11 protein-coding genes are annotated in these 14178 nt (G+C 53.9%); all 11 read right to left on the reverse strand.

Going from position 1 to position 14178, the window contains the following annotated elements; genetic code table 11:
• Positions 1–945: hypothetical protein (locus tag WA145_RS17090; protein WP_422582717.1), on the reverse strand; the 945-nt coding region annotated here is incomplete at its 3' end.
• A gap of 1 nt (position 946) precedes the next feature.
• Positions 947–2107 (reverse strand): O-antigen polymerase, encoded by a 1161-nt coding sequence (locus WA145_RS17095; RefSeq protein WP_422582718.1) that lies wholly within the window; start codon positions 2105–2107, stop codon positions 947–949.
• Between the two features lie 8 nt (positions 2108–2115).
• Positions 2116–3237: a non-hydrolyzing UDP-N-acetylglucosamine 2-epimerase gene (wecB, locus tag WA145_RS17100; protein ID WP_422582719.1), complete on the reverse strand. Its 1122-nt coding sequence runs from the start codon at positions 3235–3237 to the stop codon at positions 2116–2118.
• A gap of 525 nt (positions 3238–3762) precedes the next feature.
• Positions 3763–4284: a transcription/translation regulatory transformer protein RfaH gene (gene rfaH, locus WA145_RS17105; protein ID WP_422582720.1), complete on the reverse strand. Its 522-nt coding sequence runs from the start codon at positions 4282–4284 to the stop codon at positions 3763–3765.
• 280 nt (positions 4285–4564) lie between these two features.
• Positions 4565–6091 (reverse strand): MBL fold metallo-hydrolase RNA specificity domain-containing protein, encoded by a 1527-nt coding sequence (locus WA145_RS17110; protein WP_422582721.1) that lies wholly within the window; start codon positions 6089–6091, stop codon positions 4565–4567.
• Positions 6092–6199: 108 nt separating this feature from the next.
• Positions 6200–7519, reverse strand: coding sequence for a Wzz/FepE/Etk N-terminal domain-containing protein (locus tag WA145_RS17115; RefSeq protein WP_422582722.1), 1320 nt, complete (start codon positions 7517–7519; stop codon positions 6200–6202).
• Positions 7520–7812: 293 nt separating this feature from the next.
• Positions 7813–8097 (reverse strand): integration host factor subunit beta, encoded by a 285-nt coding sequence (ihfB, locus tag WA145_RS17120; protein ID WP_090387490.1) that lies wholly within the window; start codon positions 8095–8097, stop codon positions 7813–7815.
• Between the two features lie 154 nt (positions 8098–8251).
• Positions 8252–9937, reverse strand: coding sequence for a 30S ribosomal protein S1 (gene rpsA, locus WA145_RS17125; RefSeq protein ID WP_160015557.1), 1686 nt, complete (start codon positions 9935–9937; stop codon positions 8252–8254).
• A gap of 151 nt (positions 9938–10088) precedes the next feature.
• Entirely contained in the window at positions 10089–10775 is a 687-nt protein-coding gene (cmk, locus tag WA145_RS17130; protein WP_275961339.1) for a (d)CMP kinase, read from the reverse strand.
• Entirely contained in the window at positions 10772–13027 is a 2256-nt protein-coding gene (locus tag WA145_RS17135) for a bifunctional prephenate dehydrogenase/3-phosphoshikimate 1-carboxyvinyltransferase (RefSeq protein ID WP_422582723.1), read from the reverse strand. The genes cmk and WA145_RS17135 overlap by 4 nt, the downstream gene beginning before the upstream one ends.
• Positions 13024–14130: a histidinol-phosphate transaminase gene (gene hisC / locus WA145_RS17140; RefSeq protein WP_422582724.1), complete on the reverse strand. Its 1107-nt coding sequence runs from the start codon at positions 14128–14130 to the stop codon at positions 13024–13026. Before hisC ends, WA145_RS17135 begins: the two co-directional genes overlap by 4 nt.
• Between the last annotated feature and the right edge of the window lie 48 nt (positions 14131–14178).

Below are 14178 nucleotides of genomic sequence, written 5' to 3' on the forward strand. Positions count from 1 at the left end.
AAAAATACCCCCCCCCCACTGCCCTGCTTGACAATAGATTTTACCGAATAAAAAACAAGAACCATAACCATATAAATAAACAAAGAAAACAAAAGAAACAATTAAAAAAATAATACAAATACCTAAATACAACCCACTACTTCCACGAAAAATAGCATTAGCCACATCCATTCTTGAATAAAATAAAAAAACTAAAATCTCCAAAAAAACCATTGCTAAAGAAACAAACCTATAACCATATTGGTAAAGAGCCGCCGAGTCACCAGAAACAAAATAATTTACAACCAAAGAATCAATCAAAATAAATAACGACCCCCAAAGCATAGGAAACCCATAATTTGAAAATATTTTCCAACAATCAATTTTAGAACCACGAAATACATTGCTAATATTAAGAAAACGCCAATTCAAAAAAGGAAAGCCCCTCATAACCACAAGAAATTGCATCAGCCTTGAGCAAAGCAAGGCCAGAGAAAAAGTCAACACTGATAAAGCGCCAAAATAAACAAAACAGAAAAAAATAAATATAAAAAAAACAACAGCCAACATCAACCCATTACGCTCTTTATTTAGATCACCTGAAAGCCGATAGTGATACCCGAAATAGACACAGATAGACTGCAGCATAAAGCTAAGCCAGAAGAGCAGTCCCACCCACCCCAAGAGGAAAATAAACGCAACCAGTCCAACTGCACCCATGCTAACAAATAGCCTAATCCTAAAAAAGCCGAGACTCTTTAAGAAAAATTTCTTCCGTTCCTTCCATGATTCTGCAACAGCATAATAAAGCCCCCAATCCTGAATCACATGAAGCAAAGCACCTAAAGTGAATGCCAAAGCTACAATAGCAAAATCAGACGGATTTGAATATTTTGCAAAGAAAAAAAGAACTAAACTCCCCAAAAAAATTCGAAGCATGTAAATAATTATAACGTTTATAATCATATTAATATATCTTACATGAATTCATCAAAAAACTTTTCTCCAACAAAGCACCGAACAATACAAAAAAGTAAGCAAAAACGACCGGCACTAAATAAAACCAAAATATAAGTACAGTTCCAGATGTAATAACCCTAATCGTAAAAACTAAAAAAATCACAAAAAACATTCTATATATATATCCGCGACAAAAAACAAATTTAGACAGCAATAAAGTCACTCCCCCAATCAAAAAACCAAACAAAAAAACCCCAAGCATGCCAAAATTCAAATAGGACTCACCAATAATAGTTATGCTTACACCCTCTCCATCAAATTTAAGATCGAGAATATCCTTTATATGATGCCCCGTGAACTTACCGTCACCTAAAACAGGGGAAATCATATCCAGCATGAAATACTCACCATACGAAAAACCTTGCCAACCAACAACATCAAAAATCAATTCAATATTTCCACCATAGACTATTAGCGGCCAAAAGAAAGATAACGCCCCAAACCCTTCGGTTCCTTCTTTGTATCGAACGTACCCCAATAATGACATAACTAAAAACAACAAGAGGGTTCCAGCAATCACTTTCCCACTAAGCAAAGTTTTAAATCTCAGCTTTTCACGACATAATAAAAAATACAAAACGACATGAACCAGTAAAAAGAAACATAGAGACCTATACCCTATCCCTATTAGCAGAAGAGATACGACCAACCAAGTCATTGGTAGCAAAAAACACCTTGCCAGCCTACTTCCATCTTTAAGACACATAACACTTAAATAAGAAATAGACACATAAATAAACCCAACCCCAAATATAATATACTTACCCACTCCCTGCTTCATCTGCACTCGCGCATTTTCTACATTTTCTGAAAGAGCTGGAACTCCACCCATTAAATAGTAGGCGTAAACAATCAGCGCAATTCCAACAAAAAGCCCAAGATGCATAGAATATCTCATAGGGACATTCGTCCCATACACGGGCCCTCGCCCAACTTTAAAAAATAAAAATCCAAAAATTAATGCCCCAAAACAATAACCACCTAAATGCAACAATACCAACCAAAATACATCTACCGAAACTAATTCCAACTCAAAGAAATAGGCAAGCGGAAAACTACACCCAACCAAGAGAGTCAAAAATAAAGGATAAATAAAAACAGCTCCCATACATACCTCTATAGAATTCCATTTAATGCATCACATATCCGTGACGCAGCTTTACCATCTCCGTATGGGTTATGAGCAAAACTCATTTTTTGGTATGCGTCATAATCCGCAAGTAATGCATTCATCTCTAAGACTAAACTACTTACTTGCGTTCCAACCAATTTAACTGTACCTGCTTTTACCGCTTCTGGGCGCTCCGTAGTGTCTCGCATAACTAAAACTGGCTTACCTAGGGACGGTGCTTCCTCTTGAATGCCACCAGAGTCGGTGAGAATCATGTAGGCACGGCTCATTAGGTAAACGAAAGGCAAGTAGTCCAACGGCTCAATCAGGTGGATATTGTTAATACCCGTTAGCAGGCGATTCACTGGCTCGCGGACATTGGGGTTGAGGTGGACGGGATATACGATATCCACCTCTGGATGCTGCTGGGCGACCTTCATCAAGGCCTGACAGATACGTTCGAAACCATCACCAAAGCTTTCTCGGCGATGACCGGTAACCAGTATCAACTTCCGCCGAGGATCAAGAAAGGCTGTCGGCTCGGCAGCTTGGGCCTTAAGGCTTACATCCTGATCGAGCCGCTTGACCACATCCAGCAACGCATCGATCACTGTATTGCCAGTGACCACTATGTTCTGCGAGTTGACCCCTTCGCGTAGCAAGTTGGCTTTTGAAGTTTCTGTGGGTGCGAAATGAAGATTGGCCAAGGCTCCCGTCAGCTTGCGGTTGGCCTCTTCTGGCCAAGGTGAGTACAAATTTCCAGTACGCAGACCTGCTTCCACATGTGCAACAGGGATTTGCTGATAGTAAGCAGCCAGGCTGGCAGCAAACGTAGTGGCCGTATCGCCGTGAACCAATACCACATCTGGCTTGAACTCTGCGAAGACGCTTTTCATTCCTTGGAGAATTGCGGTCGTTACGTCGGTCAGATCCTGGCCGGGCTTCATGATATTCAGGTCAAAATCCGGCTCAATGGCAAACAGCCGCAAAACTTGATCCAGCATTTCCCGGTGCTGCCCAGTCACGCATACTTTTGCCTCAAAACGTTCATCGGCAGCCAGCGCCAAAGCCAGTGGTGCCATCTTAATAGCTTCGGGACGGGTACCAAACACACAAAGGGTTTTCATCTATGACTATTCCTTGACCAGAGCATCCAACGGCCGTTTTTAACCAAAAAAACACAACTTCGACTCGGAAGCTGCTCAGATGTTCCAAACGATGTTTTATTCGATTGCACCACCTACTCAGCGACAATAGCCAAGTCAGGTTTTACGTTAATTTTAACCGTAACAATGGTTTAGTAACGCCTGTTCGATCACCACACATTGTTGTTAAGTAAGTCACATCGGTCTGCATTATTTCTTCTGGACAATGCCCGAAATTATAGCGACGGTACTCGGCAGGAGCAGAACCTGGCACTACCCCAGCGGTTTGCATTGCGGATAACGACTACCCAAAAAATCAAAAGTAACACGACGGGACACGGAACGCCGTCCGCTCCTCTACAAATGCATGCACGGTAGAGGTTAGATCTGCTTCACACACGCTACCGCCCCAGGATTTACCGTTGGTTTCCTGAGAACGTCAAAATCATCAAATTTTACTGGCGTAGCCAGGGGTGTTGCCTTGGTCTCGGCCAATGCCGAGGGTATTCAGTTCTTTATCACGCTCGTCAGCGGCATGCTGATCTGCTGCTGGCGGTTGAGCATATTGAGCAGCAGTAGCACGCGCTGCTCGCCATCCATGGCGACGAAGATGGCGTCCAGTTCGGCAAAGCCACCTTGGGTAATGCGTACGCTGTCCCCTGCTTCGAGGGCTGGTTTAACGATTGTCGCCGTACGTTGCTGCAGATGAGCAATCAGGCTGTTGTCGAGCCGCAGCGGCATGCCACCGAAAGCGACGATGCGGCTGACCCCACGGGTCGAGCGCAGCGGTGCCCAGTTGGCATCGGATGCCAGCTGTATAAATAGGTAACTGGGGAATAGCGACTCGCTGACGGTTTGCCGACGGCCACGCACAATACGTTCGCAGCTATGCTGCGGTCGATAGCAGGTATAACCCTGGCGCAGCAGGTGCTCTTCTGCACGCGCATCCTGGCGGGGCTTGCAATGCACGAGATACCAGGCCGGAGCCGTATCTACACTGCAGAGGATATTTGTGGCGCTTTGATTCATATGGGTAACAAGCAAATCGGTGCAACATCTGCAGACCGACAGTTCACTCCTGTTTGCAACTGGCCTGGTTGAGCCGGTTGCAGAATTCGTTTCAGCCTAGCCAGCCGTGGGATAGATAGGAAGGTCTTTTGGGCGTTGAGGCCACATTTATCTGTGTTGTCGGGCGCTGGTTAGGTGGCGGCCTGCTGGATCGCAGGAATGTTGGATCGCCAGCAAGCTGGCTCCTACAAAAAACGGACATTTACGCGCTTCCATACGGGTCACAGGCTGGCACCTACAGTTAGGCATCGTTAGTGCCGCTAGGGATTAACAGCTGCAGATTCCGTTGAGCCTTTTTGTAGAGCGCTTTCAGGCGTTCGCCGAATGCATGCTTTGCGCCAGGCTCACCATGCACAATCCTCACCTCTGACGGCCACTCTCGCATCCGCGTAACAAAATTCACCAATCCTTTTTGGTCCGCATGGGCCGAATAGCCACCTATGGTATGGACTTTAGCGCCAATCTTATAGCGCTCTCCGTCTAAATCCACGTAACCGCCACGCTCACCATACATCTGCATGGCACGGCCGGGAGTGCCTTGCGCCTGGTAACCGATGAAGAGTACGTCGTGCCGGGGGTCATGGAGCATGGCTTTGAGGTAATTGACGATTCGACCGCTGCTACACATTCCGTTCCCGGCGATGACAATGGCCGGACGTACGGTAGACGCCAGATGACGCACCATGGCCAGATGGGCCTGATGGCTGTCGACGGTGAGCAATTGCTCGAAGCCCAGCGGATTACGGCCTTGCTTGACGCGCTGCAGGGCTTCGTTATCCCAGAAGGGCTTTAGCTCGCGATACACCTGGGTAAAGCGGCTGGCCAGGGGCGAGTCGAGGATGATTGGGAGTGTAGGCCAGTCAGGGGGGACGAAGGAATCTTGGGCCCGCACAACATTCTGACCCTCACCCCTAGCCCCTCTCCCGGAGGGAGAGGGGAAACAAGCCCGCCCTTCTCCATCGGCATTCAGTTTTTTGCGGTGGATGATGTCTTCCAGTTCGTAGAGCAGTTCCTGGGTACGGCCGATGCTGAAGGCGGGGATCAGGACGGTGCCGTTGTTGGCCAGGGCCTGTTCGATAACGCGTTCCAGGCGCTGCCGGCGGGTGCGGCGGTCTTCGTGTAGGCGGTCGCCGTAGGTGCTTTCGATCACCAGGATGTCGGCGCGGTAAGGCGGCTTGGGTGCTGGCAACAGTGGCGCATGGGGCGCACCGAGGTCGCCAGAGAAGACGATGCGCTTTTTTTCACCGGACGCTGGGTAATGCAGATCGATTTCCACATAGGCCGAACCGAGGATATGCCCGGCGCGCTGCAAGCGGATTTTGGCCGTGAGCTGCGGCGTATCGATCAGGCTGAACCAGGCTTTGTAGGGCAAGGCGATGAGGCGCTGCTCAATCAGCTTGAGGTAGCGCTCGACCTGCTTCTGGTCGCGGCTGAAGCCCAGTTTGAAGGCATCCTCAAGCACGATCGGCAGCAATTTAGCCGAGGGTTCGCTGCAAAGGATCGGCCCCTTGAAGCCGGCGGCCAGCAGGTAGGGAATACGCCCAACATGATCGATATGCACATGGGTCGCAACCAGGGCCTTGATGCTAGCCAGCGGGAACTCAATGGCTAGACGATCTGCCGCAGATTTGCCCTCGGCAGAGGTTTCCGCGCCCTGGAACAGGCCGCAATCGATCAGCAGGCTGTGCTGGGCGTCCATCAAGAGCTGGTGACAGGAGCCGGTCACGCCGTCCTTGGCACCATGGTGGAGGATATCGGGGTAATCCATGTATTGATCCGTGTTAGTCCATTAACCATTGTGTCGCCAGCCCCGACCGCTTCCGTGCTCGATTTTTGGCTGAAAGCTGCTGACTGCCGACTGATAACACGCTTCCAGCTATGCGCTATGAGTTTCTCTAGCCGCTTCCCCCGCGCCCAAATCAAGCATGTCCGGCTTGCGTCGCACCATATTGCGAATCAGGGCAATAAACAGCCCCAGCATGCCGCCAAGCACCAGACCTAGCGCCAGGATCAGCGCTTTCTTGGGCTTGATCGGGCGCAAGGGCTCGACGGCTAGCTGATCGATGGAAACCAGTTTCAGGTTGGAAGCATCGACTTGAAGGTTGCGCAAACGTGCAGCCTCCTCACGCCAGACAGCCAAATCCTTGAGAAAAAGGTCTTCGTTTTCGCGCTTTTTCAGCGTTTCAATCTGCCGATTATTCGCCAGCAACTGCAGCTCTTTAGCGATTTGCGCGATACGCGGCTCGGTGAAATCATCCGAGCGGCGCTGGCGCAGTGCAGCCCGCTCGGCTTCTAGCGCTTCGCTGCCCATAAAGTACAAGGGAATCTGCTGATTGTTGACCTCGGTGCGGATTATGCTGCCTTGCGCCTCTCGCCCAACCTCGCCCAAAGCAGATGGCGTAGTGGGCTTGACGATATCCAGAGCCTTGGCGATACGGGCTGCTTCATCCAGCTGAGCGATGCGATTGTCGCGATGTGTCTTGAGTTGCTGGCGCAGGGCCTTGAGTTCGTCTTGCAACTCGGCGCGCTTGAGGTTATCTGCCTCCTGCAACTCAGCGATCTTGGATTCTTTACTGGCCTCATAGCTGGCGCGGGCCGCCGCCATCTTCAAATCGAGTTGATTCAGACGATTCTGGATCATGACCGCCAAATCATCGGCGATGCGCTCACGCTCATGCTGAAGCACATAGCCGACCAGACCATTGAGCAAGGCAACGCCATCGACGTCCTGCGGATAAGTCAGCTGTATACCGATATAGGCGCTCAGGTTATCGGTTTTTTTAGCGTCGGGCTGGAGCATCTTGAAGGCTTCATTATTAAAGCGTTCAAAGGTTTGCTCCAGGCTACGGTTAGGTTCACGCAGCGCCTCGAACAGCCCTTGATTGGCGCGAAAAAACTCCAGCCGGCTGTCATAGGAATCCAGACTAGCACCTATCCTCTGCATAGCCTGCTCTGGAGTAAGCTCATAGACACCGGTGCTGTTCAGCGCATCGAGATCCTTGATCGCTGCAGGCCGCACTACGCTTTTCACCTGATATTCAGGGGTGGCGAGAAAGGCATACGCCAATGCCAGCATACCAACCAGCAGCGTGACCAGAACGATCAGTACCTTTTGCGCCCAGAGTGCTTGAAAGAGCGCAACCAGGTCGATTTCATCATTGGAGGTTTGTTGCATTGCGGGAGAAACAACATTCACGTTCAAGATCCGTCTTCGGATAAAAGCGCCACTAACGCACCGACGAGCTATCCAGGAGCCTAACTATCCATTCAATCGCTACCACAAGAGCATATGGCAGGAATGGAGGGCACCCGTCCCGTCAGCAATAATTGCGCTGCATTGTGCCAGTGACTGGCGGTATTACAAGTCTTGACAACTTTTTGCATCCGCAAGCTGATAGACGGAAACCTGTGATATTCGCCTCTTTCTAAAGCGAAGCAGATATTGACAGAAGGCACCGCAGCAAATCTGCCGATGCAGCTCCTGCCGCTTTACTCGTCCTCATTCACCCGGTCGCGCAGCTCCTTGCCGGGCTTGAAGTGCGGCACAAACTTGCCATCCAGGCGTACCGAATCGCCCGTCTTGGGGTTACGCCCCACGCGTGGCGCGCGGTAGTGCAGTGAGAAGCTGCCGAAACCGCGGATCTCGATCCGATCCCCAGTCGATAATGCCTGCGACATCTGCTCCAGCATGGTTTTGATCGCCAACTCAACATCCTTGGACGAGAGCTGCCCTTGATGGGTAACGATGCGCTCGATCAACTCCGACTTGGTCATGGTTTTCCCTTCTTTTTCAAGCGGCTAGATCACTAGATAAAGAGGTTTTAGCACGCCTCGCCAGATTTGAACAGCCTATAAAACAACACCTTAGCGATTTTCAGGTACAAAAAAGGGCGACCGAAGTCGCCCTTTTTCTATGGATTAACCGAACTTAGTTCTGTTTTTCCATTTGTGCGCGGAGCAGATCACCAAGGGTGGTTGGACCCGCAGTTTCAACTTCCTGCTTGCGCATTTCTTTGATGGCTTCTTTTTCGTCTTCAACGTCTTTCGACTTGACCGACAAGCTGATTACGCGGCTCTTACGGTCGACGCTGATGATCTTGGCTTCGACTTCTTCGCCTTCTTTCAGAACGTTGCGCGCGTCTTCAACGCGGTCACGACTGATTTCGGAGGCTTTCAGAGTGGCTTCGATGCCATCGGCCAGGGTGATGATGGCACCTTTGGCGTCAACTTCTTTAACGATGCCGCGCACGATGGTGCCCTTATCGTTAACAGCAACGTAGTCGGAGAACGGATCTTCTTCCAGCTGCTTGATGCCGAGGGAAATGCGCTCACGCTCCGGATCAACGGAGAGGATCACGGTTTCCAGCTCGTCGCCCTTCTTGAAGCGGCGTACAGCTTCTTCGCCTACTTCGTTCCAGGAGATGTCGGACAGGTGAACGAGGCCGTCGATGCCGCCATCCAGACCAATGAAGATACCGAAATCGGTGATCGACTTGATGGTGCCGGAGATTTTGTCGCCCTTGTTGAACTGACCGGAGAAATCTTCCCACGGGTTAGTTTTGCACTGCTTGATACCCAGGGAGATACGACGACGCTCTTCGTCGATATCCAGAACCATAACTTCCACTTCGTCGCCGACGTTAACGACTTTGGACGGGTGGATGTTCTTGTTGGTCCAATCCATTTCGGATACGTGCACCAGGCCTTCCACGCCTTCTTCCAGCTCTGCGAAGCAGCCGTAGTCGGTCAGGTTGGTTACGCGCGCAGTAACACGGGTGTCCTGCGGGTAACGCGCCTTGATGGCAACCCATGGATCTTCGCCCAGCTGCTTGAGGCCGAGGGAAACACGGTTGCGCTCGCGATCGTACTTGAGGATCTTGACGTCGATTTCATCGCCAACGTTGACGATTTCCGACGGATGCTTGATGCGCTTCCAAGCCATGTCGGTGATGTGCAGCAGGCCGTCGACGCCACCCAGATCCACGAACGCGCCGTAGTCGGTGAGGTTCTTGACGATACCTTTGACTTGCTGACCTTCCTGCAGGGATTCCAGCAGAGCTTCGCGCTCGGCGCTGTTCTCGGCTTCCAGCACGCTGCGGCGGGAAACGACAACGTTGTTGCGCTTCTGGTCCAGCTTGATGACTTTGAATTCGAGCTCTTTGCCTTCCAGGTGGGTGGTATCACGCACCGGACGGACATCGACCAAGGAACCTGGGAGGAACGCACGGATGCCGTTAACGTCGACAGTGAAGCCGCCCTTAACCTTACCGTTGATAACGCCCGTAACCACTTCCTCAGCGGCGAAAGCTGCTTCCAGAACGATCCAGCACTCGGCACGTTTGGCTTTTTCGCGGGACAGCTTGGTTTCACCAAAGCCATCTTCAACCGCGTCCAGGGCAACGTGAACTTCGTCACCGACCTTGATGGTCAGCTCGCCAGCGTCGTTGTGGAACTGTTCCAGCGGGATGAGGCCTTCCGACTTCAAACCAGCGTGAACGGTTACCCAACCAGCTTGGTAATCGATGTCGACGATGATAGCGGTGATGATCGAGCCAGCCTGAAGGTTCAGGGTTTTTAGGCTTTCTTCAAACAGTTCAGCAAAGCTTTCGCTCATTTTAATTCCTGTTGATTCAGGGCAGGGAATCCGCCCAAACCACATTCCAGACAATGTGGGTACGTTCATATAAAAAGAGGCAAACGGGACGAGGACTGGATTCCCGTGCGCCTCCTTGCGAGCCGGTCAGCTTAAGCAGCTGTAGCTCTTATCATCCGGCGAGATCGCGATTGGCGACTTCACTCAGAATTCGTTCAAGCACTTGTTCGATGGAGAGTTCGGTTGAATCCAGCTGGATCGCATCGGCTGCCGGCTTGAGCGGGGCCACTGCACGCTGGGTATCGCGCTCATCGCGCGCCTGAATCTCATCAAGAAGACTCGCGAGATTAACATCATCGCCCTTGGCCTTCAACTGCAAGTAGCGGCGACGGGCACGCTCCTCGGCGCTGGCGGTGAGGAACACCTTCAGCGGCGCATCGGGAAATACCACGGTGCCCATGTCGCGACCATCGGCGACCAACCCCGGCATTTCCTGAAAGGCCTGCTGACGCTGCAGCAGCGCTTCACGCACGGCAGACAGCGAGGCCACCTGCGAAGCACCAGCACCGACCTGCTCATTACGAATCAGATCAGTGACTTCTTCACCTTCGAGAATGATGCGCTGACCATGGCCATCACCGGCAGCAATAAACTGCACATCCAGATGAGCGGCAAGCAGCTTCATCGCCTCTTCATTGGTCAGATCAACCCCGTGATTACCGGCGGCAAACGCCAGCAGACGATACAGCGCGCCCGAGTCCAGCAGATTCCAGCCCAGTTGTTTGGCCAGCAGGCCAGCAATAGTGCCCTTGCCTGAGCCGCTCGGGCCGTCGATGGTGATAACCGGTGCGACGATCATGCCTTGCCCTCCTCGGCCACACGGATGCCGATCTGGGCCGACAGCGCGAGGAAGTTGGGGAACGAGGTGGCGACGTTGGCGCAATCATGGATGCGGATTGGCGCCGTGGCACGCAACGAGGCGACGCTGAATGACATGGCAATGCGGTGATCGCCATGCGCCCAGACTTCACCGCCGCCGATGCTGCCACCTTCAATAATGATGCCGTCCGGCGTTGGCTCGGCCTTGACGCCCAGGGCGAGCAAACCATCGGCCATCACCTGAATCCGGTCGGACTCCTTGACCCGCAGCTCTTCGGCGCCACGTAGCACGGTGCGACCTTCGGCCACCGAAGCAGCAACGAACAACACCGGGAACTCGTCGATGGCCAGCGGCACCAGGTCTTCCGGAATGTCGATGCCTTTCAGCTTGGCGCTGCGCACGCGAATATCAGCCACGGTTTCGCCGCCGACTTCGCGCTGGTTTTCCAGCGTAATGTCGCCGCCCATCAGCTTGAGGATATCGATGACGCCGGTACGGGTCGGGTTGATCCCGACATGCTCCAGCACCAGTTCCGAGTCTTCGGCAATACTGCCGGCGACCAGGAAGAATGCCGCCGAGGAGATATCCGCCGGCACTTCGACATGGGTCGCGGTCAGCTTGTGCCCCGACTCGACGCTCGCCGTGCTGCCATCCACCGTGACCGGATAACCGAAGCCGCGCAGCATACGTTCGGTGTGGTCACGGGTTGGCGCCGGTTCGGTCACCGAGGTACGACCTGCGGCGTAGAGGCCGGCCAGCAGCAGGCAGGATTTCACCTGAGCGCTGGCCATGGGCATTTCGTAGTCCATGCCGGTCAGGCGCTGGCCGCCTTTGATATTCAGCGGCGGACGACCATCCGGGCCGGTTTCGATCACCGCGCCCATTTCCCGCAGCGGCTTGGCGACACGGTTCATCGGCCGCTTGGACAGCGAAGCGTCGCCGGTCAGCGTAGTGTCGAAGGGTTGCGCGGCCAACAAACCGGAGAGCAGACGCATCGAGGTACCCGAATTGCCCATATACAGCGGGCCAGCCGGCGCTTTCAGGCCATGCAGACCCACCCCGTGAATGGTCACGCGGCCATGGTGTGGGCCTTCGATGACCACGCCCATATCGCGGAACGCCTGCAGCGTTGCCAGGGCGTCTTCACCTTCCAGGAAGCCTTCGACGTGCGTAGTGCCTTCAGCCAACGAGCCGAGCATGATCGAACGGTGGGAGATGGACTTGTCGCCCGGAACGCGAATACGCCCGGAGAGTTTGCCGCCAGGGTTAGCCAGAAAAACCAGATCATTCGAGTGCATAGCGTCCACATAGGCCCTGCGGGCCAGAATTTTGCCGAAATGCTCACGGGCCACGCGGGCGCGGGTGAATACGCCCAGCAACTGATGCCCATCCCCTGCGTCAACCGCGTCGCGCAAGGCGTCGAGGTCGTCGCGAAATACATCCAGCGTGCGCAGCACCGCCTCGCGGTTGGCGAGGAAGATGTCGTGCCACATGACCGGATCACTGCCGGCAATTCGCGTGAAGTCGCGGAAACCGCCGGCGGCGTAACGAAAGATCTCCAGGTTCTCACTGCGCTTGGCCAGCGAGTCGACCAGGGTGAAAGCCAGCAAATGCGGCAGGTGGCTGGTCGCAGCCAGCACCTGATCGTGATGCTCGACCTCCATATGTTCCACATCCGCCCCCAGCTCGCGCCACAGGACGTCGACCAGCGCCAAAGCCGCCTCATCGCTGTGCTCGCAGGGGGTGAGAATCACCTTATGGCGGCGGAACAGCTGCGCATTGGATGCTTCCACCCCGCTCTGCTCGGAGCCGGCAATCGGATGGCCGGGGACAAAGCGCACCGCCTTGCCGGTAAAGGCCAGGCGCGCAGCACGCAGCACATTGCCTTTGGCACTGCCGACGTCGGTGAGGACCGCATCGCCCAGATCCAGCTTGGCCAGCTCGGTCAGCAGTTTCTCCATGGCCAGGATAGGCACCGCCAGCTGGATAATAGCGGCCCCCTGACAGGCGGCAGCCAGATCGACCTCGCAGCGGTCGACCACACCCAGCTCAACCGCCAGCCGCCGCGACTCGGGATCGAGATCGACACCTATCACTTCGCGAAACAGGCCGCGTTCACGCAAGCCCTTGGCGAAGGAGCCGCCAATCAGACCCAGGCCGATAACCACCAGGCGGCCGAGCTTAGGGGCAACAGGTTGCACCCGAGTGACAGCAGATTTGGCCTCACTCACGCGCTCAGCACCTTGGCCAGAGCCTCAAGAAAGCGCGCATTCTCAGCCGGCAGGCCAATCGATACGCGCAGGAAGTTCGGCATGCCGTAACCGGCTACCGGCCGTACGATAACGCCTGCGCGCAGCAGCGCCTGGTTGATCGCGGCGGTATCTCGGCCAAAGTCGACGGCAATAAAGTTGCCTTTCGAGGGTATCCAGCTCAGACCCAACTCGCGCAAGCCTGCTTCCAGCTGCGCCATGCCGGCATCATTGAGCTGACGGCTTTGCGCCAGGTAATCGGCATCATCCAGTGCCGCACAGGCCGCGGCCAGGGCCAGGCTGTTGACGTTGAATGGCTGACGCACACGATTGAGCACATCGGCGATCTGCGCCGAGCTTATGGCGTAACCGACGCGCAGCGCCGCCAGGCCATAGGCCTTGGAGAAAGTGCGCGAGACCAGCAGATTTTCATACCTGGCCAAATACGCCAAACCGTCCGGCAACTTATCGCCTTCGGCGTATTCGATATAGGCTTCATCCAGCACCACCAGCACATTGCTAGGCACGCGCGCGAGAAAGCGCTCCAGCGCGTCAGGGCCGAACCAGGTACCGGTCGGGTTGTTCGGGTTGGCGATAAATACCACACGGGTATTGGCGTCGATGGCGGCCAGCATGGCTTCCAGGTCGTGGCCATGATCCTTGGCCGGCACCACCTTGCCCTGGGCACCTACTGCCTGGGTCGAAATGGGGTAAACGGCAAAGGCATACTGGCTGAACACCGCATTAAGGCCGGGAGCCAGATAGGCACGAGCAACCAGATCGAGAATATCGTTGGAACCGTTGCCCAGGGTGACCTGGCTGAGCTGCACGCCGCAGCGCTCGGCCAGACGGCTTTTCAGCTCGAAGCCATTGCCATCAGGGTAACGGGTCAGATCATTCAACTCGCTGCGAATCGCTTCCAGCGCCTTGGCGCCGGGGCCTAGCGGATTCTCGTTGCTGGCCAGCTTGACGATGCTGGCCGGGTCCAGATCCAGCTCACGGGCCAGCTCATCCACCGGTTTGCCCGGCACATAGGGCGACAGCTGCTGTACGCCTGGCTGGGCCAGGGCGAGGAAATCGGTCATAGCAAAGCCTCACGCTTAAAGCCGCAAGCCTCAAGTACAGCCCGGCGT

Origin of the sequence: Pseudomonas sp. (genome assembly GCF_049301935.1) — a bacterium.
Lineage (GTDB): Bacteria > Pseudomonadota > Gammaproteobacteria > Pseudomonadales > Pseudomonadaceae > Aquipseudomonas.